Below are 22,142 nucleotides of genomic sequence, written 5' to 3' on the forward strand. Positions count from 1 at the left end.
GTAATCCAATGCTCGTATCTACGAGATCACCAGTACTCCAAGTGGGCGACTTGTTGTTCTCCATCCGACGCAGCGCACGTCGCAGAACGATGGAGATTACGGTAGAACGCAGTGGTAACTTGGTTCTGTCTGCTCCGCCGGAGGTTAGCGAAGCGCAGCTGCGCGAATTTGTCTTGGAGAAGCGCTTCTGGATCTACACCAAGATGGCTGAGAAGGAACGTTTGCAGCGCCAGATTCCGCACAAGGAGTTCGTCGGCGGCGAGGGGTTCCTGTACCTCGGGCGCAGCCACCGGTTGAAGGTGGTAGAGGAGCAGAATGTGCCGCTGAAGCTCGCGGGTGGTCGCTTCTGTATGCGCCGTGACGCCATACCCACCGCGCGCGCGCACTTCATCCAATGGTACAGCACACGTGCGAAGGTCTGGCTATCGAGCCGAGTGGCCGACTGCCAATCGCGGATGGAGGTGCGGCCAGCGGGCGTGAAGGTGCAAGACCTGGGTTATCGGTGGGGTTCCTGTGGCAAGGGCGACTGGCTGTACTTCCACTGGAAGGCGATCCTATTACCGACACGTATTGCTGAATACGTGGTGGTACACGAAATGGCTCACATGCACGAGCCGCACCACACTCCCGCGTTCTGGTTACGTGTGGAGCGCGCCATGCCTGATTTCGCGCAGCGAAAGACTTGGTTGGCTGAACACGGAATTGATGTCGAAGGGATCTGAGAACCATGGCGGGCTATTTCACCACTGACCACTTCAAGCTGCTGAACAAATGGATGGGACAAAAGCGTGACGAATCAAACCCCGAGCAAAACCGCGCCTACGATGATCTGAAAAAGGCCTATGAGGTAACAGAGGAGTGGGCCAACAAGCTTAAGGCTGAGTTGTTTCCTGTGGGCCGCGTAGAGATTCGCAAACGGCCTACCAACCAAGGCAATAATTTCGCTGGCTACAATTGGGCAAAAATCTACCCTTCGCCCGAAGCACCGAAGGAGTTGGCCTACACCGTAGGCATCGATGCCAACGACGGCTTCGTGGTCAAGATCGATACCGTCGGACTGGACGAATCGGATGGGACGCGAAGAGCCTATCTAACGCTGCGCGGCACCTATAACAACTCATCCCCCTTTGTTACCAAACTGCCCGCAGGCGATGGTCTGGGAAAATCGCTGGACCAGCTCATTACGTGGAGTATTGAAGCGATCCGCAGCTTCAAGCTGCGCTACGACGAGGTAGTAACCAAGCTGGACCTGGGCATGACACTGAGTGACGAGGATCTCCTCAAGCACTTCGATAGTAAACCTGCATTCCAGACTTTCCGCGCCTCGTGGTCGCCACAAGACAAGGCGCTGTTCTGTCGATTAGCGCGAGCTGTCCACATGGCAGGTCTGGACTGGTGGCACATGAACAAAGGCGTCCAAGTGCGCTTTGGCCGCAAAAACCCCGGAAGTGAGCGCGCGGTCGGTGTGCTTGGCGTCATTCGGGGCACTCGGACCCGGAAGCTCTCATGGACACGGGAGGTGGGTGCGCTACCCAAGCTCCACCGCGAACCGTTGACGGAGGAACTCGTCTCGAAGATTGAAGCAGCCCTTTCAGCCGATCGTGGCTTACTCGACGACTGGACGGTACTTGAAACGGAGCGACCGGGACTGTGGCCAGATCAACTGCGTGACGATCCAGTGGAGCACGGCGATGATTCCGACGAAGACGAAACGCTCGATTCTGATGCAGTAAGGTTCCCGATTAATCGTATCTACTACGGTCCACCCGGCACGGGGAAGACCTACGAGTTATCGAAGCTGCTTAAGCGAGAGTATGAGCAGGCCATGACTTCCGTATCCAGGGAAGAGTGGCAAAATCAGTTTGTGGGCGAAAAAACAGTGAGCCTTACCTGGTGGGAAGCAGCTGCGGCTGCTCTCTACCATCTGGGGGGGAAAGCGAGTGTCGACACACTGCTTGATCACCCGTTCATGAAAGCTATTGCTGCCGTAAAGAGTGCGAACAAGAATGTGCGAAACACCGTTTGGGGCGCCCTGCAGTACCACACGATTGAATCATCTAAAACCGTCAAGATGAGCAAACGGATGGCGCCGGCAGTGTTCGACAAACTACCGGATTCGTCCTGGATACTTGCTGGGGATTGGGAGGACGCAGCAGCCGACTTGAAAAGGCTAGTGGACGAGTACGATGCCGGTCCACCCTCAGCCGAATACATCAAACGCTACAGTTTCGTCACCTTCCACCAATCTTACGGTTACGAAGAGTTCGTGGAGGGGCTCCGACCAGTTCTCGATGGCAATGCAGAGTCCGGTGAAATCCAATACGAGATCCGCGCGGGCGCCTTCAAGGATTTGTGCAGGAAGGCACGATTGGCACCGGATCAGAAATTCGCGATGGTGATTGACGAGATCAACCGAGGCAACATCAGCAAAATCTTTGGCGAGCTGATCACCTTGATCGAATCTGATAAACGCGAAGGAGCTATGAACGCCGTTTCTGTGTCTTTGCCGTATTCCGGCGAAAGTTTTTCGGTGCCAGCCAATGTCGACATTATCGGCACAATGAACACGGCAGACCGATCCCTTGCGTTGCTGGATACCGCGCTGCGTCGCCGTTTCGAGTTTGTGTCGGTGATGCCGGACGCTCGCGATGAGCCAGGTGCGCCGCTCGCAGGCCTTCGGGTCAGCCTGGGCGAGCAGGTGGTCGATGTGCCTCGCATGCTTGATGCCATAAACCAGCGCATCGAGGTGCTCTACGACCGCGACCATTGTATCGGCCATGCGTACTTCACACCGTTGGCGCAAGTGCCTGATGGGGACGAACGATTTGTAGCATTGCAACAAGTCTTCAGCACCCGCATTCTGCCCCTGCTCGAAGAGTACTTTTTTGAGGACTGGCAAAAGATCCGTCTTGTATTGGCGGACAACCAGAAATCCCCCGCCGCACGTTTTGTTGTAGAGGGTCAAGATCAGGAGGACGATTTGGCTCGTCTGTTCGGCAGCGACCATGGCATGGACAGCTACTCCACCAAGCGCCAATACGCTGTGCAGGAGGCTGCGTTCTCTAATACGGATGCCTACATTGGCATCTACCATACGTTGTCGACCTGAATCGTGGGGGGGCGCGTGAGTGGTATCTCGATCTACGAATTTGACGTACTGATAGCAGCAACATCTGGGGACGCGTCTTCCGAGGGTTTGCACACAATCCCGGACCAGGTATACGGATGGCTTGAGCGCCAATGCCTGCGGGCCACCAATGAAAGTGGTGCGCAATGGCTGCGCCTGACTCAGCGGCGTGGGCATCGTGTCGTTCAGGTCACCAGTTTTGTCGGAGTGATCCGTGCGCCGGACGGTTACCAGATCGAGGTGCTTCCCAAGGTCGGCAAAGCGATAGGTGGCGGTGCAATGGAGGCGCGTCAACTTCTAATCGAGATGCTCTGCTGTCTTCAAGGCTTTCGCCACATTCAAACCGACAGCGCCAAGCTCTCGGCTGCACGAATGCCCTTGCTGGAAGTTTTTATTGTCGAGTTTCTGCGTACAGTAGGGCATATCGTCAAACGAGGGTTGCGCAGCAACTACTCCTATCGGCAGGACAACCTGTTTGCACTTCGCGGCAAGCTGATGATCGCATCGCATCTGCGGAAAAACCTGTACAGGGCGGACCGTTTCTTTACAGAGCACGACGAGTTTTCGATTGATCGCCCGGAGAACCGCTTACTGCACGCAGCATTGCGACGAGTGCTGATGCTGTCGGCGTCTCAGGCTCATCAGCAACTGGCCCGTGAGTTGGAGTTCGTGTTTGCAGAGGTCCCTGTCTCAGCGCAGCCACGGATCGATTTCCAGCAGGTGCGTCTCGATCGGGGCATGGGTTACTACGGCGATGCGTTGGCTTGGGCGAAGTTGATCCTAGACGAGCAGTCCCCCCTGACAGGCAGCGGCGGTAACAATGCTCCGTCGCTGCTGTTCCCGATGGAGGCAGTATTCGAAGCGTTTGTATCCAAGCATCTCACGAAACAACTGGCGCGGTCGCTTGTCCTGAAAACCCAAACACGCAGTCATCACATGGTTCGCCATCGAGAGCAGAACTGGTTTTGTCTAAAGCCAGATCTTTTGATCCGGGATACCAACAAGGATCTGCTGGTCCTGGACGCAAAGTGGAAACTGCTGGATGGACTGAAGGCCAATGGCACGAGCAAGTACGGCCTCGCGCAAGGCGACTTCTACCAGTTGCAGGCCTACGGCCAGAGCTACCTGAATGGAACGGGGGATGTGGTGCTGATTTACCCCAAGACGGCCGCATTCGACCGGCCGCTATCAGTATTCGAGTTCCCTAAAATAGAGGGTCTGCGATTATGGGTGCTGCCCTTTTGCCTGAAGTCACGCCAGCTTTTGGTTCCGGGCGGCGCGCCGTTTACTGCAGTGTTCAAGGACACGCAGAGGGAAGTTACTTCCGGAGTTGAGCTGCCGACATTCGACTGACAACCTGTTCCACTCGTAGATCGCCAGAGCAGCAATAGCCAGACCGCCAACATGGCCTTGAAACGCATGGGCTTCGAGGGCCGGTTGGTCAGCTGCGGCATGCACTCCATGGCCAGCACCATCCCGAACGAGCATGGGTGGGATCCGGAGCTGATCGAAGTCGCGCTGGCGCATGTCGACAATGACGAAGTCCGAAGCGCTTAGAACCGAGCGGACGACATCGAACGCCGACGTACGATGATGGCTGGTAGGAGTGAGCACATCCAGAAAGCAGCAACGGGCAGCTTGTCGGTACCCGACATCAATGACGCCAGGAACCGCAATGTCGTGCCAATACGGTGAGCGCTCATCGGACGCCGCCGGTAACCGAAAATGACTCCCCAGATGGAGTAATGGTTGATTTGACGACAGCGGCGACAGCGGCGACAACCCGCGTAATACCTGGCCTGTAGCATGACGACAGAGGTGGCGACTGTCGCCTTTGCAAGTCTCGCTCTTTGGGCCTTTCCGGCTAAGCCCATGCGGGCGGGAAGGCTCCGCATTCCCTCTCGCATGGGCTCACATTAAAAACCGACGAACGACCACCCGGCCATGTAATGCCACCGACTTCCAAGATTTTCCAGCGCTGCCGATTGGCGCAAGAGTCGCCCCCAAAATACTGTTGACCGCTAGCAGAACGAGCGCTAAACCAGAACCGTACAAGCGCTGTCCTCGACAGCACCCAGGTAGCCAGAACCTTTGAGGCTAAGCCACATCGTGGCGGTTCTCCCCAAGTGCGATTAGCGTCCGGCGGCTCGCACGGTCACAGCGATGTGATGGATGCCACTTCTTCCAGAATGCCCACTGCGGCAACTCATGCCCCCTCCTGGCTGCTCTGCAGCAATTTATCCGCTTGGCCATTTCTTGCGCCAAGTTTTTGCCCGTCTCTTTGCCCCCTAAAGAGACGGGCGCTCCTACCACTGCTGCAGCCCTGCTCGCACGGGTCTTTGCGGCTTTCCCCATCGTGACAATCGGCGTGACAAACACCGAATGCTCACTCGCCACAGCGATGCCGATGACGGTGCCGCAGCCCACGGAATGGACTGCACCTGACTGACAGTCAGGCATGCCCCAGTCATCAAATCACTGCCTTCACACGACTCAGGATCTCGCGGCGCTGGTTTTGTCAGCCAGTGCAGCCTCCACCCGCCCACCGCTATCGGTGTTCAGGAGGCCGGATCATGAGATGCCCAAGCTCCCGGTCGTAAGGAGCCGTCAGTCCCGCGTGAGTGGACAACCCTCACAGGTCGCAGGGGCCTTGATCCCTGATAACACTCAACAACCGTGGCGGGATGAGTGAGGACGAAGTCGATAATTTCAGGAGAATAGCGATGCAACTGTGCGAAGCGTTCGAGCCACCACAACCATTGCTGGAGGTCCAGCAGGCGCCAGAGCCCTACCCGGTCGAAGCACTCGGAGAACTGTTGGGCCCTGCGGTCGACCGACTGGCCGAGGTGATCGGCGTGCCCTGCGCCATGGCTGCACAATCGGTGCTGGCCAGCGCGGCCCTGGTGAGTCAGGGTCATGCCAATGTCCAACTCGACGGCCGAACCTATCCGCTGTCCCTCTACCTACTGACGGTGGCGTCCTCGGGTGATCGCAAAAGCGCGGTGGATCAGCTGGCACTGAAGGCGGCGCGCGATTGGGAGCGACAGCAGTGGACCCTGTACGCGGAGAAGCTCAAAGCCTATCGCGCCGCTACCAGCATCATGACCAAACCCAAAACTTCAAAGAAACACGCGGAGGCGGAAGGCAGTGAGCTATCCGAGCCGGTACCGCCGAGACTGATCATTGCCGAACCCACCATTGAGGCTCTGGTCAAAAGCCTGTGCCATGGTTTGCCCAGCATGGGCTTGTTCAATGATGAAGGTGGCCAGTTCTTGGGCAGCAGCACCATGAGCAAAGAGAACCTGCTCAAGGCGATCACCACCTTGTCGACACTGTGGGATGGTAGCCCGATCGACCGGGCGCGTTCCATGGCCGGAGAAAGCCTGCGCGCCTATGACCGCCGCCTCAGTCTGCATCTGATGCTGCAGCCCTACCTGGCCAACCAACTGTTCAAAGACCCGGTGATCAATGGCCAAGGCATCCTCGGCCGTCGCCTGATCAGTTGGCCCGAGCGCCTGGCTGGCCAGCGACTCTACAAGGCAATAGACCTGACCCGAGATGCCAAAGTCCAGGGCTACCAACAGCGGATCACCGCCCTGCTGCAAAAGCCCTGGTCGCTTCACAAGGATGGCTCACTCAATCCCGCCACGCTCGAGCTGACCGCCCGTGCCCGTCGTGCCTGGATTGATATTCACGACACCATCGAGTGCCAGTCTGGCGAGTTCGGCGAGCTAGCCGGCGTCCAGCCTTTCGCGGGCAAAGCCCCGGCGAATGTGCTGCGCATCGCGGGCGTGCTGGCCATGGTTGAAGAGGCCAGTCAGTTAGATGAAGCACACATCCAGCGCGCCTCCACGTTGATGGATTACTACCTGACCGAGATCCAGCGCCTGACCGAACAGGAGCCAGTCAATAGCCGACGCGAAGAGGCGGATCGGCTGTTGCGCTGGCTGGTGCAGAAAGGCTGGACCCACTTCAGCATCCGAGACGTCAATCGCAACGGCCCTCGTTTTGCCCGCAAGAGCGCTGACCATACCGCCTCTTTATTGGTCGTACTAATCACTCATCGCTGGCTAAGCAGTCGCGATGGAAGAACCTTCGAGGTACGCCATGTTCCGGCTCAATGACGCGGTGCGCTGCTACCAAGCGCAACATCAACCGCAGCCAGAATCGCGGCGTGTCGCCACCTCTGTCGCCACACTGTCGCCGCGCCCCAGGCCAGAAACGACTCGGGTTGTCGCCACTGTCGCCACTGTCGCAACACCACCACTTGATCCTGCCTACCTCGTCCTGCTGATTGAGCAACTGCGTGAGGAAGGGGCACTGCTGCAACACCACGAGAACACCCTCCTGATCCGCCCAACACACTGGCAGCAGGTAGACAGGCTCAGCCTCCATTGGAAAGCCTTACTGCTCTTTTTGCAAAAAAACGAAGACGGTGATGATGATGGCCTTGGTCGGTCGGCGTGATGGTCGCAACTTCGGCTACGGCCGCCAGCTGAGCTACGCCGGCCCGCAAGCGCTCAAGGACCTGTTTGCCGGTGGCCACTTCGCCACGGTCAAAGCGCATAGCGATCGCTGGCAAGCGTTCGTGCGTTGGTGTCGGTCAGAGGACGGCCCCGGTTACAACGATGCGCGTCAGATCGATCGACGGACGCTGCAAGACTACGCCACTTACCTGCGCCAGCAGATCCAGCAAGGTGAACTCCGCATCGCCACCGCGCAGAACCGCCTGAGCAGCGTCAACCGCACCCTCGCGGCGCTGCGCGGTGATCAGGACGTGAGGATCGCCAGCCCGAGTCAGGCGTTGGGACAACAGCGCTTGAGCGTACGCACCCGTGCGCCAGATGGCCAAGACCACCAACAGGTGCGGCGAGTACTCGAGGCGCTCGGCGAACAGCAACACGAGCGGGTGGCCGCGATTGTCCTGTTGGCCCGAACAACCGGTATGCGCCTGCGCGAAGCGATCTTGGCTGACCTGCCCCGCTTGCACCGCGAAGCCGAACACTTAGGCCGCATCAACATTCAGGACGGCACCAAAGGTGGCCGCTCAGGCGCTTCAGCGCCGCGATGGGTTGTGGCTAATGACGAGGTGAAGGCGGCGCTGCAGTTGGCTCGTCATGCGTCGCCACCCCATAGCCGCAACTTGCTGGCCCGAGACGAAAGCTACGCCGCGTTCCTGCAACAGACCGTGCTCCCCGCCCGTGAAACGTTGCATGAACACGGGCTGAAGGGCTTTCATGAACTGCGAGCGGCTTACGCTTGCGAACGTTACGAGCAGCTCACTGGCCACGCTGCCCCGATCAATGGTGGTCACTGCTATCGCATTGACCGCAACCTTGATCGACAGACGCGGCAACAGATCAGCGTTGAGCTCGGGCATAACCGGATCGATGTGGTTTCGGCCTACATTGGAGGTCGAGCGTGACCAAGATCTTTGATATGACGCTGTTCCTGAGCGGCGTACTGTCCGGCTCGAAGGCCTCTCAGCAACGCCACCTACGCCAAGCCCGAATCATGCAAGTGGCCATTCAACAACGATGGCAACGCGATAATCCCTGGACTTGGCAGCTCAAGCATGTGCGCTGGTTTTTCACACAGCACCTAAAAGACCACTCCGACGCCACCCAGTACTACTATCGACTCACCACCCTATTGGTCTGGAAGCGATTAGGGAACGACCGAGAAATGCTGATCGGTCGCTCGAGTAATCGTAGGTAGGCAGTCTTCCAGGCTCACTTGTCCGCCGTCATCAATCTCAGCGTGGATATTTTCTTGCGGATGAACCTACTCGAAAAACTCCGCCGCAATGGCAAAAAAAACGGCCACTCGCGTCATAGCTGGCGATGCAGACCACGTGTAGGCGGTGTAAGTAATTTTCTGTTTAAACATCTGATTTTTACGCAAGCGAAATCGTTGTCGCTATATTTTTTTGCTGCACATAGCAGGCAGGTTTGACGCCAATCGCCTTACCCTTCAGTATTGGCCCATTGCGCCCCCAAACAATTAATAAGTATTTACCGACTATGCACCTTAAGAAAATACACATAGATAATTTCAAGAACTATAGAAAAGCAACAATACATCTCGACTCGCATTTGAATGTTTTTACTGGAGTAAACAATGCAGGAAAGACAACAATTCTAGAGGCTGTGGCTTTATGGTCTGAGTGCTTCCGCATACTAATAACAAAAGCAAAACGCTCCGATACTCGATTAAGCATTCGCCAAGGCGACTATAGGCTTGGAAACAAACTTGGAAACTATATAGATCATCGTAAAATCACCTCTGTCAGGACATCAAAGTACGAAGATATTTTTTTCAACCTTAATATTTCATCACCTATATTGATTTCAGTAACCGTCACAGGACTCCCAGGAAATGATGAAATAGAAATTCCAATTATTATAAAGGCTGCCAACGGAAGCAATTACGAAATATTTCTAGATCGTCATGACAGTTTTGAATTTCAAAAGCTAAATACTGCATTCGAACATTTACCTCAGCCATTTTCAACTATATACGCTTCTCCTGTTGCCTCCTTGGTCGCAGGGGAGCAATTCAAACTATTGCCGCAAATCTCTAATAGCGTCGTCTCTCGCCAATCCTACATGGTATTGAGGAATAGGATTTCCAGACTAAAATCTGATGCGAATTACGAAGACTTTGAAAAAGACATATCAAAAATATTAACCGACGGTGCTCTCCCCGTTACCTTTCAAGTGAAAGGAGATATACACAAAGATGTGAGCGTTGATATAAATGTTTGCTTTGGAAATCACGACCAATCTAGAGATATATCCCTGCTTGGAAGTGGCACACTTCAGATCATTGAACTAATGCTTGCCCTATATGAGGCGAGAACTGATTTGAATTTGGTTTTACTGGATGAACCTGACTCACACATCCACAGAGACATACAGAAAAGACTAATTCAAGTCCTGACAAGACGTTCAAACAACGCCCAGGTATTTATAACAACTCATAACGAGTCACTACTTAGAAGTACGTCACCAAGAAATATTTTTCATATCGAAAGTACTGGCGACGGAACAGCCAGCATCGAATATAAGCCAATTGTGAGTAACGGCAACGTGATGAGACACGCTGGCATTCAACCGACATTTCATTCCAGTGTGATTCGAATGCTTGGCAATGAAAACTCATTAGATTTATTAGATATAATTGAGGCCAGAAAGGTTATCTTTGTTGAGGGTGATGTTGATGCCAACTACATTAGAAAAATATACGAGAAATCAACAGGCAGAGACGCTCACGACATGGTCTTCTGGGCCTTTGGTGGAATCGACGCATTCCTTCAGAAAATCAGGCATTATAAAACTTTTATTGAAGGCATTAGCAGTTCGCAAACAATATGGGATAAATGTGTTGCTATCTTTGATTGCGATTACATAACCAGGAGCCAGATTGATGCTCTTGGCACCGGATTGCAATCGCAAATCAACTTGCCCAGCCATATCTGGGATTCGTACACATTTGAGTCGAGCATACTTAGCAACAAACAAGGCCTGGCCGAAATGTTACATCGAACTTTTGTGGCAAAAGGAGCAAACCCAAGCCTTGCTGATATTATGGCAGCAATTGATCAGGTTTTTGACGCTAAGGCCAATAGCAAAAGAGCAGCGCTATCTGACGACACTGCGTTTCAAAGCAGCATAACTGGACAGATCCAGAGCAGAGCTGGGAAAATTGAAAACGATCTTGGAGTTCGTGGAGTCATCACTGGAGGTGAGGCAAGGTACTTTATCAACTACAGCACCTATGCAAGAGCGGAGCTAGACGCCCGCAAAATCCACCATATCTGCAACAAGGATGACGTTGAAGAAATCATAAGTGAAATTGAAACTTCACTCGGCCTCTCATTAAACCCCGCTGGACTGCCAAAGATTGACATGCTAATAGACTCTTATGATTCAACAATAACCCTGGGCACATGGGATGAAATGATTCGAAAATTAATTTAAATAATAAAGTTTCGCAATATCGGTCGCACTACTGGAGGGAGCGCCTCATTTTTCCAAAATAATTTGAACATGATTTTTGGTCGCTTTCTACTTCATGTAATAGATCGATCTCGGCCGGTAGCGACAGGCAGAAACCGATCCGCAGTGGACGGTCACGAAAGGCAACCAATGGTCGAAACCAGCCAAGGATAAGCGGTTGGTTCGGCCCAAAATGGACGAAGCCGGCCAAATGAAATCCATTTAGCAGGCCTCATCATTACCAATGTGATCAGAAAGCCCCTCGCACGGTAAGGATTTAGTTACGCGGCGTGCTGTGTTAGCGCCCGCTAGTGTCCTCGTAGTAGATCCGGTCGAAGATGTTGCCGTTGACCGAAACGCGCCAGTACTTGTCGAACTGGTAGCTGGCGAAGGTGTCATGGCTATTGGCCAATCCTCGATGAGTGCCTGATAGACTGTTAGTGTCGGCGACGATCAGCTAGCGAGTCGCGCTGCCTGCGCTCAAGCTTCGGATGATGGGATTACGATGGATTATTCAAAGATCAGAGGAAAGGAGTTCAGCCAGCAGCAATCCTTCGAGGAGCTTGTGTGTCAGCTGGCAAAACTCGATACCCAAGAGGTATCGGCGCGATTTCGTCGGGTTGACGGCTCGGGGGGGGATGGCGGTGTCGAGGCCTATTGGCTATTAGATGACGGCAGCAAGGTAGGCTACCAGGCCAAGTTTTTTCTCCGCTCCCGGGACATCGGATGGGCGCAGATTGATAAGTCCGTAGAACAGGCTCTCAAATGCCACCCCGAACTGAAAACGTACGTCGTTGCCATTGCCTGCGACTTGACTGACGTTGGTGAGACAGGGAATAAGAGCCCGCGCAAGGGCGGCCGGCAACACTGGGAAAACCACAAACAGGTATGGGAAAAGCAGCGTTCCGACGCCGGCATGCCTGCGGTGGACTTTATTTTATGGTCCGCCTCTGACCTGAATATCCAATTGCTCAAACCCATCGCCGAAGGCTTGCGTTACTACTGGTTCAATGAAGCCGAGTTCTCATCTGCCTGGTTCAAACAGCAAGTCGACCTAGCAACTACATCCCTAGATGAGCGGTATCACTCGCAGGACCACGTCGAAGTCCGAATCGAGCGTCTGTTTAAAGTCATGTTACGCGACGATGAAATCAAGGCTGAACTCGAAAGCGCGCTGGCGGCTATTGCTCAGGCGCGCAATCTCACGAGATCGCTGGGAGCGTTACCGGATAATGAAATTCGGATACACCTATCCAACGTTAAAACCCATGTGGCGTCGTTATCTGCATTGACGGAAAACCTAGGTGCGCCTGCCTCTTGCCCTTGGTTCGACGGCAGTTATGAGGACACGCTTAGCGCTGCTTTACAGTGCCTTCAGTCCATGAAGACATGGAGTTGGAATTACAGTAAATTTATAACTAACCTTGATCAGGATCTAGAGCGCGACTTAGAGTATTTTCACCAAGCGATCTTCCATCTGGATCAAGCCGTCAGCAACCTTCAGAAAATTCTCTCTAACCCTCACTTCAAGGCAGAGCAGCAAGGCGTTGCATTATTGAAAGGCAGGGCAGGCGTTGGAAAATCCCATCTGCTGGGAACGATGGCTGACAAAGCCGTGGCGGACGGCAGACCGGTAATCCTGGTGCTTGGGCATCTGTTGACTGATCAAGAACTGTGGTCGCAAATGACCCATCGATTGGGGTTGGGATCCCTGCCTCCTGACGCCTTCCTTCAAGCATTTGACGCCGCCTCGCAGGCCGCCAGACAGCGTGGCTTATTCCTGGTGGACGCGATAAACGAAGGCGTTGGCAGCCATTTTTGGCACAGGGAAATTTCAGCGTTTTTGCGTCGTCTTTCGAGATTTTCAAATATCGCGGTGGTTATCAGTTGCCGAACTGAGTACATGCCTTACGCGGTGCCCGAAAGTGTGCGTGAGCAAGTGCCAATCTTCGAGATCCGTGGGTTTGATACCTACCCGGAGCAAGTAAACGCCGCACGGGTCTACATGAGCAGGCAGGGCCTTTCTCAGCCCAGCATCCCATGGATGGCTGCAGAATTTGTGAATCCATTGTTTTTGCGCAGTGCTTGCTTGGCATTGAAGCGAGAAGGGCTCACCCAGTTCCCCAAGGGGCTTAAAGGCACTTGGAAAATTTTTAAATTCTACTTGAACAGCGTGGCTAAGCATCTGGGTGTTGGTCGCGATGGCGGTGACGAGTTGGTTGGCCCAACGTGGAAATCGTTGTTACTGATTGCTCGGCAAATGGTTACCAATCGGCGCGATTATGTCTCGCGAGCGGAGGCCGTCAACATCGTAAGAGGACAATTTTCGGAATTTCCGCAGCCTACCAATCAAAGCTGGTTCGAGGTGCTACATCGCAACGGGTTGTTGCGCCTTGATCCAGACCCTGATTCCTTGGATGAGGCCGAGGAAGACGATATTGATCTTCCCCTTGATGAGATTGTCAGGTTCAGTTTCCAGCGCTTCCAAGACCACATGATGGCGGCCTCGTTGCTTGAGGAAGTCAAAGATATCCGCGAAGCATTAGAGGTCGGAAACCTTGCGTTTATCCACCAGGGTCGGAGAATTAACTCCATGTGGATGGGGTTGGTGGAGGCACTTTCGATCCAGATTCCAGAACGCTTCAGCGTGGAGTTTCTTGATGCCTTACCCTCCGCGCAAGGAAAGTGGCGGCCAATAGGTTCACTAAGCCGTCTGTTTGTGCAAAGCCTGAGATGGCGCAGCAAAGAGGCCTTCAGCGAACACACGCGAGTGCTGTTCAATAGCCTGCTGACACGTGACCCTGAGTATTTTGATGTGATCATTGAACTGGCTGTGGTCCCTGATCACCCATGGAATGCACAAGCGCTGCATACAAAGCTGATGAGTCAGAGTCTTGCCGACAGAGACGTCAGTTGGTCGGTTCACATCAACAGATGTTCAACCGATGCCGGAGGCGCGCTGGACAAGCTCTTCAAGTGGTGCCTGCTGGAACAGTCTGCCAATACCGATCCTGAAGTCCAGTCTCTGTGTGGTATCGTTCTGACCTGGTTGCTCACCTCAAGCAACCGGCTGGTCAGGGATATTGCCACTAAGGCCTTAGCCTCCCTGCTAATTGCCCGACCGGACTTGTACCGCAACTTATGCGAAGCATTTGCTGGGCTGGACGATGTGTATGTATTGGAGCGCCTGCATGCAGCGGCGTATGGAGCCTGTTGCAATGACCCAAATACAGACCGCCTGCAAAGCTTTGCCAGCACTGCTTACCTTTATGTATTCGATACAGCAGACACTCCCTTGTCACTGCTTCTGCGTGATTACGCTCGGGGAATAGTCGAGCTGGCAGTCTCGCAATCTTGCCTCGCCACGTCAGTCGCCCTAGCCAAATGTCAGCCACCTTATCGATCCGCACCACCCCAGCTGAACGTGACGCAGACGATGCTTGAACGAGCCGTTGCACGTGCGGGTCACAACGAAATAGAGATGGCTTGCACAGGCGTCCTCGGAACCTTCGGCAGCTATGAAATAGTGCCTGTGATCAAGCGGTTCTTGAGCGCGCCGATGCATTCAAGCGCCGGGGGGGCAGACAGTTCGCATTCGCTTGTGATCGAGCATAAAGCAGCCCAGCGCTGGATTGCCAAGCGGGCATACGACCTGGGATGGACTCTGGAGAAATTTCCACCTGACGAATCTGAGGAGCTTGAATATTCACGAGACAGGCCCGTTGTTGAGCGGATCGCAGAAAAATATCAATGGTTGGCCCTAAATGAATTGCTCTGTCGGTTGGCGGATAACCATAAGCTGGACATGCCGCCGGGACCGGAGATGTATCGCACCCCAGCGGATATTGGCTTCCAACGGGATATTGATCCAACCTTGCTCAACATCGATCGCGCTGGCGACATGCGTAGTGATGACTGGGCTTTCGATCCACCACTGGCCTTTAACCACGACGAAGAAAAGGACGTGTTGCAGTGGCCCGTGCGGGATAATCCCGCCGAATTACTCCCAGAACTCGTGTGCCGCACTGACCCTGATGGTAAGAAGTGGTGGGTGATGTATGAGCGACGCGTACTCTCCAACCTAGACGACAAATACGAAGCGCCTGAACAGGGTTTGCGGCAGCAGGAATTTCGACGGATTCTTCCGGTTATCGTGAAAGACAAAGACCGCCGTCAATTTGTCGAGCTTTTCTGCAAGTCAGGCGCTGTCGATGATGCGCGCTGGAGGGCGCCAACACGTGACAGCACTGCCTATCTGCGCGAAGTGTCGTGGCGTACGACCTGGTGTCAGCAGCAATGGCTGCGTCATCAATTTCCTGGAGGCGAGACGGTCGAATATGCGTTACCGACTTGCGGCTATCACTGGGAACATGACCTCGATCTTTCCGTCCCACATGGCGTTTATGCACGCCCCCCCGCTCCTTGGCTGGCCAGGGAGCTGGCACTTGTACCGCTGCGCAATGACCACTGCACTTATGTCGATCTTGAGGGCGAAGCGCTATTCGTCAACGGCCATCGCTTCAGGGGTGACAATTACGCATTGTGTGAGCAAGCATTTTTTCAGGGATATCTGGCCCGCAACGAACTTCAGTGCCTGTGGATTTTTGTCGGCGAAAGGTCAGTATGGCCAGACGGTAAAGACACTTGCACGGTGCAGCGGCGTTACGAAGGTATTCTCTGGCACGATAAAGGGGGCAATTCAGTCTTTAAGGCCTGGCAATCCGACTGAGAGTTGCGAAAGGGGGGCGCTAGGCACCCCCAGAATCCTACAAACAGCTCCTAAATAAAAAGACTGCGCAATTCTCCATGCGACAACGCAACCTGATCGACACCGACCTGGCGGCCATCGAAGCCTACTTTGAGGCGTTGCATCGATCGCGGTAGGGACGGCAGTTACCTGTCGCCCCTACCGCGACCCGCGCGGCGGTGCTGATGAGCTTGATCCAGTCAGCCAAACTCAACGGACATGATCCGTATGCCGACTTCAAGGACGTTCTCACTCACTTGCCCACGCAGCGGGCGAGTGAAATTGGAGAGCTGTTGCCGCGTCGTTGGTGGCCGGTTTAGTTGTGCAGGATGAGATGGGCGGGCGCTACAATGAAATGGCGCACCTGCCGCCTAGGACGCCCCAGGAATCAGGTGCGGTTCGAATCATGTCATTGCGACCAACTGCCCAAACGAGTTCTTCGCGTCGTTGCACACAGTGCAAAGTGTATGCATCACTTCCTCTGTGTCTTCTTCGGTCCAGGTTGGAATAGGTGCCAAATTGGGGTCAGATATCGTTCAGCACAGAGCAGACCTCTCGCTTCCCCCCTATCTTCGTAGGCACGTCCAATGACAGCGTTTGACCGACTGTGTTGAAAAAGTCGACCCGGCCTGACTAGCCATGCATTGAGTGGTGAAAACGTCTTTTTGCACGCTACTACGTCAAATCTGAGCCCTGAGCTTTCTGCGAAAAATACGGATTTCAATCTCGGACTCGTACTTTTCTGTTATGCAAACCGACGCCGGCTTTTTCAACAGAATCGGCCGATTTCTGCCTGTCGCCATCGGCAGCTATGGGCCGTTCACTGCCAATCATGGTTACGAAGCGTGCTGTTCAACTCCGATGAAGTCGGTGGGCAGATCGAATGCAATCGGGCGGTCAAGTGGAGTACAAACTCGCATGGCATTCCAATTGGTATTCCAACCAAAAGTATAAAATGGTATTAATTTTATAAATCAATATCTTACTGAACTAATTCAAATTACCCCGGCCCACCAACTCTCAACGACAAAGCCCGCCAAGTGCGGGCTTTGTCGCATCTAGCCGTCCCGTCCAGCCCCGTCCGCCAAAAACCAAACCCTCCCCAAACACCTCAATGCTCATGCCGATGATGCACATCCGGAAAATGCGCATGCCTATGCCGCATCGGCACATGCACATGCGAATGACTATGCGGCTCCCTACCATCCCACTCAAACCCGTGCGTATGCTGGTGATGCTCGTCGTGTGTATGACGATGTTCATGCTCGAGCAGTTCATGCTGATGCTCATGCGTATGGTTTTCCATCAGGTGAATCCATACCCCCACGGCCATCAACGCTGCAGCGAGCAGGAACATCAGCGATACCGATTCGCCCAGCAGCAGAATCGAGATAGCTGCGCCCAGAAACGGTGCGGTGGAAAAGTACGCGCCGGTGCGTGCACTGCCCAGTCCGCGCAGGGCGAGGACGAACATCACCAGGCTGACGCCATAACCGAGAAACCCGACCAGCAGGATGGGCATCAGCGAGTCGGCTGCGGGCAGTTGTTTGCCGATGAACAAGGCCAGACCGCAGTTGACCAACCCCGCCACAAGACCTTTGCTGCCCGCGATAAACAGTGCATCCGAGGCAGACACCTTACGCGTCAGGTTGTTGTCGATGGCCCAGCAAAAGCAGGCGAAGGCGACGGCCAGCGGGCCTGTCCAGTCCTGCGCCGAGACGGCCTCTTGCGGCCAGGACAACACGATACCGCCGGCCACGATGGCGAGCATGCCGATCACGATTCGCCGATCGGCATTTTCCTTGAACACTACCCACGCCAGCAGCGCCGTGAGTACTGATTCCAGATTGAGCATCAGTGACGCGCTCGCGCCGGACGTTCTGGTCAAACCGAACATCAATGCTACCGGCGCCAGCACACCGCCAAAGCCGATGGCACCGACCAGCCACGGCCATTCGCCGGGTCCGAGTCCGGAACGCTGCCAACCTCGATCGCGGGCAAAACGCAGGACGGTCAACCCCAGACCACTGCCCAGATAGAGCAACCCGGCCAATAGAATCGGTGAAATCTGTACGCCCAACAGCTTGGCGAGTGGTGTACTGGCGCCAAACAATGCTGCTGCAACCAAAGCGTAGAGAACGCTCACATTCATGACGGGATCACTCGCTCGGGCCGATGAGAGATTGGCAACAATCATGGCAAAACTCAGGTGAGAATTGTGTGAACAGTTTTCCCTGATGGATCGAACATCCACGTTGGCTCCCTCTTCAAGCAAACACTCAAATCCAGCAACATTTAATCCGCGCAATCCAGGACGGTGGTTCGACGCAGCCTCTATGCTGCAAACATCGAGATGAGTGGAGTTGAAAATGAAGATCTGGATCGCCGCCACACTGGCTGCACTGATTTCCCTGCCTGTTCACGCAGCAGATAATGGCGCTGTGCGCGTCGAGCCTATCGCTTTCACAACCAGTGCGGACAGTGTCGAGCGCAAACAGTCGATCAAGGGTGACCAAACGGCGGAGTACCGATTCAACGCCAGGGCCGGCCAGATGCTCACCGTCGATTTCAAACCGTCCAACCCCTCCGCCTACTTCAACATCACCGCCAAGGGCGCGGATTACGCGCTGTTCAACGGCTCGATCATGGGCAATCATTTTTCCGGCTCACTGCCTTCCGATGGGGAGTACACCGTTCAGGTGTACCTCATGCGCAATGCGGCACGGCGCAATGAAGTCGCCAACTATGCGTTGTCTCTGAGGCTCGCCGGCGCCGATGCGGTGGCTGAGACAAAACCGTTCGAGCAGACACTGGAATTGCAGGGCATCCGTTTTCACGTCAGCCGTGAACAAGTCGATGGCCAATCCGTTTTGCGCATTGAACCCAAGGGCCTGGAAATCGATAACAGCGCGATCACCCGGCCGCTCAAGGGCGAAATCGTCCGCGCCGAGATTGGAGACCTGAACAACGACGGTTCGCCCGAAATCTACGTTTTCACCCGCATTTCCGGACGCGGCATGCCGGGCGACGTGATCGCCTATTCCGCCAACAACAAGAAATCCCTGAGCGAAATCTACCTGCCGCCGGTCAGCGACAATCCGAAAATCGCCGAGGGCTATCAGGGCGAGGATTCGTTTGCAGTGGTGGAAAACGCGCTGGTGCAGCGCTTCCCGGTGTACGACAGCACTGACGCAAGCGCAGGCCGTACGGGGAAGATGCGCCAGGTTCAATACACCTTGGTGGCGGGCGAAGCCGGGTGGGTTTTGCGCGAAAAAAAGGTGGCGGAATATTGAGCTCCGTCACCGGACTCTAGCCAGCGGATAAATCCCGAAGGCGCTTTATCGCCAAGCCCTCCTTCCCACACCGAACGTCCTAGGAAAATTCCTGCAACACGCGTCGACTTTGATGAACTAGTGGACAGTTCCCCGTGGCGTTACCCTCCACGACCACTGCCATCCAACGGACGGTTTGGCAGCCGCAACTGCAGTGAATGTTCACTCCACGGAGCTACGTCATGAAAAAGACCCCACAACTTTCGCTGGTTGGCTCGGCACCGTCCGATGCGCCAACGTCCAGCACCCAACCGCAATCGAATACCAGCGCACACAGCGAAGCGCACAAACGGCGCCGTAGCGTCCCGCTCAATCAGCTCATCAGGGTGCGCGACGATGTCGACACCCTGACCCTGCTCACCCACGCCAGCGAGATCCTCGATTCCCTCGCGGCCATCAGCGCAACCTTTGCCGATGAGTTCGACGGTTCGAAACGCCATGTGGCGGTGGCGATGAAGCAATTGAGCGCACTGGCCGAGATCTTGATTTGTCGGGCACGGGACAATCTGGATCCGCAGAAACCGCAGAACACTAGCGGGCCTGAAACCCGCCATTGACGGGCGAAACCCCGGCGTTCGGTTGCGTATCGGACTGCATTGGAGCCGCCCATCGAGATGAATTTTTCTTCACTGCAGCTGCGCGGCCAACCCTTGTACAGTCCGTTCGCTCATTCAAGAAACTACGGTTCGCCCGCGCTCCTGCGGGCTTTTTTTTGCCTGAAACAAAGCCCCTGCGTCGCCACGACTTGCCGTAACCCCGATGATTGCGCGACTCTGCCGGAAGATCCCCCAAACCCCGGAGCGCCCGATGCCGCTGTTGACCCTGCCCTGCCAACGCCTGACGCTCGCAATACTCGCTCCAGAGCAGGCCGAGCTCGAAAGCGAGTTCTACCGACGCAACCAGCGCCACCTCGCGCCATGGTCACCGATCCGCACCACCGAATATTTTTCCACCGAGCAGATTCGCCGACGCCTTGAAATACAGGCCAGCGCATTCGAGGCCGGGCTGGCCATGCATTTCGCGCTGCTGACCCCGGACGGCCAGCAGATGATCGGCGCGTGCAACTTCAGCGGCATTATTCGTGGTGCCTTTCAGGCGTGTTATCTGGGTTATCACATCGACGAAGCCCAACAGGGTCAGGGCTTGATGCAGGAGGCGCTGGAGGCTGGCATCGGTTACATGTTCGATACCCAGAATCTGCATCGGATCATGGCCAACTACATTCCCGGCAACGAGCGCAGTGCGCGCTTGCTTGAGCGATTGGGCTTCGAGCGCGAGGGTTACGCTAAGGCGTATCTGAACATTGCCGGGCGCTGGCAGGATCATGTGCTGACGGCGCTGGTCAATCCGCTGTTCGAAACGCCGGAGAAGCGTTGGTCGCGCCAACTGGCCTAGCTTCACAATTTGTTCAGGATTGCCGACGTATGCTCAGGCTCCCGCCCCTTCCGGTTGCCTGAAAGCCATGTCGCGTGCCGCCACTTCGCTGTTTCTGCTTGCCGCCCTGCTGTTTTTCTTCGCGTTGGGCGGTCATCAATTGCAAGGCTCCACCGAGGCCCGTGTCGCCGGAATCGCCATGGAGATGCACCTTGATAACGACTGGGTGACGCCGCGCCTGTTCGGCGAACCGTTTCTGGAAAAACCACCGCTGAGCCTGTGGCTGGATGCTGGCGCCATGCGTGTGTTCGGCGTTTCACCGTGGGCCGTGCGACTGGCGTCAGCGGTTGCCGGGTTGCTCAGCGTGATGCTGCTGTACGGCATGTTGCGGCGCTTTGAACGGCCGAAAATGATTGCCTGGACGGCGGGCATTCTGCTCGCGACCATGGCCAGTTACTGGAGCAATGTGCGCGGCGTCGGTGAAGATGCATTGCTCGCCCTCGGCGTGACCACGGCACTGCTGGCCTTTTTCCAGGCGCAACGGGCGTCGATCGCGGGCAACTCACTGTTGTTTGTCGTCGGGATCGCCATCGCTACCTTGAGCAAAGGTGTGCTGGGCCTGGCCATGCCGGGGGTGGTGATTTTTGCCTATCTGCTGGCGGACAACCTGATGGACAAGCGCCTGAAAATCGCCGACTGGTTGCGACCCGGTTTACTGACTCTGGTCGGTTTGATTCCGCTGCTGATCTGGCTCGTCATCCTCTTCCAGCACGGCGGCGCACAAGCGGTCAAAGAGGTGCTGCTGACCAACAGCGTCGGGCGTTTCAGCGGTTCGTTCGTCGAAGCCGGGCACTATGAGCCGTTCTACTACTACCTCGCCAAACTGCCGGAAGCCTTCCTACCGTGGAACATTCTGGTGTACCTGGGGCTATGGCATTTTTGCAAACAACTGAAGGCCAACCGTTACTTGCTGTTTTTCAGCCTGTGGATCGTTGCGCAGTTCGTGATGCTGACGTTGGCGTCGAGCAAGCGCACGGTGTACCTGATGTCGATGACGCCCGCCGCAGCGGTGATCGCAGCGGAGTATGCGGGCGTGCTGTTCGAGCGCTTGAAGCAGTACGAATCAGGCAATGGATTCGTAGGCCGAATCGCCCGTCACCGTCAGACATTGGCAATGGGTGTGCTCACGCTGGTGATCGGCAGTTACCTCGCGGCCGCGCAATGGGCCCTGCCCCACGCCGACAAAAAGCTATCGTTCCTGCCATTGAGCGCAGAAATTCAGACACTGCAAACAGCCGGGCATCAAGTCGCACTGTTTCAGGCCAACGAGCGGGTCGGTGGCGCCACGGTCTTCTACACCCAGCAAGTACTCAAAGGACTGGATACCGAGGCGCAGTTGCGAGATTTCCTCACGGCCTCGCCATCCCATGTCGTGGTGATGGCCGGCGACAGCGAACCCGCCGCCCCACTGAAAGTACTCAAGACCATGATGGTCGGACGACAGGCGTATTACTTCGTCGGCTATTGAGGCCTGCGCAGCCGCATAAAAAAACCGCCGATGA

General features: G+C 55.3%; 14 protein-coding genes and 2 pseudogenes. 15 read left to right on the top strand and 1 reads right to left on the bottom strand.

Annotation, left to right across the window (positions count from 1 at the left end; genetic code table 11):
• Positions 1-8: 8 nt before the first annotated feature.
• The 11 genes and pseudogenes from ACOYXJ_RS05485 to ACOYXJ_RS05535 form a co-directional block, all read left to right on the top strand.
• Complete coding sequence (locus ACOYXJ_RS05485) at positions 9-722, top strand: M48 family metallopeptidase (protein ID WP_460368298.1); 714 nt, start codon at positions 9-11, stop codon at positions 720-722.
• Between the two features lie 5 nt (positions 723-727).
• Entirely contained in the window at positions 728-3,109 is a 2,382-nt protein-coding gene (locus ACOYXJ_RS05490; protein WP_460368300.1) for an McrB family protein, read from the top strand.
• Between the two features lie 15 nt (positions 3,110-3,124).
• Complete coding sequence (locus ACOYXJ_RS05495; protein WP_330510299.1) at positions 3,125-4,480, top strand: McrC family protein; 1,356 nt, start codon at positions 3,125-3,127, stop codon at positions 4,478-4,480.
• A 21-nt stretch (positions 4,481-4,501) separates the two neighbouring features.
• Positions 4,502-4,822: pseudogene (locus ACOYXJ_RS05500) on the top strand (integrase); the annotation flags it as partial.
• Between the two features lie 1,028 nt (positions 4,823-5,850).
• Positions 5,851-7,251 (top strand): YfjI family protein, encoded by a 1,401-nt coding sequence (locus tag ACOYXJ_RS05505; protein ID WP_460368304.1) that lies wholly within the window; start codon positions 5,851-5,853, stop codon positions 7,249-7,251.
• Positions 7,235-7,594, top strand: a complete 360-nt coding sequence (locus ACOYXJ_RS05510; RefSeq protein WP_460368306.1) for a hypothetical protein — start codon at positions 7,235-7,237, stop codon at positions 7,592-7,594. The genes ACOYXJ_RS05505 and ACOYXJ_RS05510 overlap by 17 nt, the downstream gene beginning before the upstream one ends.
• Positions 7,572-8,552, top strand: coding sequence for an integrase domain-containing protein (locus tag ACOYXJ_RS05515; RefSeq protein ID WP_460373088.1), 981 nt, complete (start codon positions 7,572-7,574; stop codon positions 8,550-8,552). The genes ACOYXJ_RS05510 and ACOYXJ_RS05515 overlap by 23 nt, the downstream gene beginning before the upstream one ends.
• Positions 8,549-8,845: a hypothetical protein gene (locus tag ACOYXJ_RS05520; RefSeq protein ID WP_460368308.1), complete on the top strand. Its 297-nt coding sequence runs from the start codon at positions 8,549-8,551 to the stop codon at positions 8,843-8,845. The genes ACOYXJ_RS05515 and ACOYXJ_RS05520 overlap by 4 nt, the downstream gene beginning before the upstream one ends.
• Positions 8,846-9,078: 233 nt before the next feature.
• On the top strand, positions 9,079-11,109 hold the full coding sequence (locus tag ACOYXJ_RS05525; protein WP_460368310.1) for an ATP-dependent nuclease: 2,031 nt from the start codon (positions 9,079-9,081) through the stop codon (positions 11,107-11,109).
• A 523-nt stretch (positions 11,110-11,632) separates the two neighbouring features.
• Positions 11,633-15,856, top strand: a complete 4,224-nt coding sequence (locus ACOYXJ_RS05530) for an NACHT domain-containing protein (RefSeq protein ID WP_460368312.1) — start codon at positions 11,633-11,635, stop codon at positions 15,854-15,856.
• A gap of 188 nt (positions 15,857-16,044) precedes the next feature.
• Positions 16,045-16,194, top strand: a pseudogene (locus ACOYXJ_RS05535) (transposase domain-containing protein); the annotation flags it as partial.
• 791 nt (positions 16,195-16,985) lie between these two features.
• Here ACOYXJ_RS05535 and ACOYXJ_RS05540 read toward each other — a convergent pair.
• Positions 16,986-18,026 (bottom strand): DMT family transporter, encoded by a 1,041-nt coding sequence (locus ACOYXJ_RS05540; protein WP_460368314.1) that lies wholly within the window; start codon positions 18,024-18,026, stop codon positions 16,986-16,988.
• 217 nt (positions 18,027-18,243) lie between these two features.
• On the opposite strand from ACOYXJ_RS05540, the gene ACOYXJ_RS05545 reads away from it, so the two are divergent.
• The 4 genes from ACOYXJ_RS05545 (at position 18,244) to ACOYXJ_RS05560 (ending at position 22,108) form a co-directional block, all read left to right on the top strand.
• Positions 18,244-19,167, top strand: a complete 924-nt coding sequence (locus ACOYXJ_RS05545; RefSeq protein ID WP_460368316.1) for a hypothetical protein — start codon at positions 18,244-18,246, stop codon at positions 19,165-19,167.
• A gap of 221 nt (positions 19,168-19,388) precedes the next feature.
• Positions 19,389-19,763, top strand: coding sequence for a DUF6124 family protein (locus ACOYXJ_RS05550; RefSeq protein WP_460368318.1), 375 nt, complete (start codon positions 19,389-19,391; stop codon positions 19,761-19,763).
• A 250-nt stretch (positions 19,764-20,013) separates the two neighbouring features.
• The gene (gene rimJ / locus ACOYXJ_RS05555) at positions 20,014-20,601 is read left to right on the top strand and encodes a ribosomal protein S5-alanine N-acetyltransferase (RefSeq protein WP_460368320.1); all 588 of its coding nucleotides are present in this window, start codon (positions 20,014-20,016) and stop codon (positions 20,599-20,601) included.
• A gap of 67 nt (positions 20,602-20,668) precedes the next feature.
• A complete protein-coding gene (locus ACOYXJ_RS05560) occupies positions 20,669-22,108 on the top strand; it encodes an ArnT family glycosyltransferase (protein ID WP_460368322.1) in 1,440 nt (479 codons plus the stop codon).
• Positions 22,109-22,142: the final 34 nt, after the last annotated feature.

It is taken from the genome of Pseudomonas sp. Tul2A7 (genome assembly GCF_054790505.1).

Coding starts and splice junctions, on each gene's coding strand:
- ACOYXJ_RS05485 (WP_460368298.1), top strand. CDS start 9: ATGCTCGTATCTACGAGATCACCAGTACTCCAAGTGGGCGACTTGTTG.
- ACOYXJ_RS05490 (WP_460368300.1), top strand. CDS start 728: ATGGCGGGCTATTTCACCACTGACCACTTCAAGCTGCTGAACAAATGG.
- ACOYXJ_RS05505 (WP_460368304.1), top strand. CDS start 5,851: ATGCAACTGTGCGAAGCGTTCGAGCCACCACAACCATTGCTGGAGGTC.
- ACOYXJ_RS05510 (WP_460368306.1), top strand. CDS start 7,235: ATGTTCCGGCTCAATGACGCGGTGCGCTGCTACCAAGCGCAACATCAA.
- ACOYXJ_RS05515 (WP_460373088.1), top strand. CDS start 7,572: ATGGCCTTGGTCGGTCGGCGTGATGGTCGCAACTTCGGCTACGGCCGC.
- ACOYXJ_RS05530 (WP_460368312.1), top strand. CDS start 11,633: ATGGATTATTCAAAGATCAGAGGAAAGGAGTTCAGCCAGCAGCAATCC.
- ACOYXJ_RS05540 (WP_460368314.1), bottom strand. CDS start 18,026: ATGAATGTGAGCGTTCTCTACGCTTTGGTTGCAGCAGCATTGTTTGGC.
- ACOYXJ_RS05545 (WP_460368316.1), top strand. CDS start 18,244: ATGAAGATCTGGATCGCCGCCACACTGGCTGCACTGATTTCCCTGCCT.
- ACOYXJ_RS05550 (WP_460368318.1), top strand. CDS start 19,389: ATGAAAAAGACCCCACAACTTTCGCTGGTTGGCTCGGCACCGTCCGAT.
- rimJ (WP_460368320.1), top strand. CDS start 20,014: ATGCCGCTGTTGACCCTGCCCTGCCAACGCCTGACGCTCGCAATACTC.
- ACOYXJ_RS05560 (WP_460368322.1), top strand. CDS start 20,669: ATGTCGCGTGCCGCCACTTCGCTGTTTCTGCTTGCCGCCCTGCTGTTT.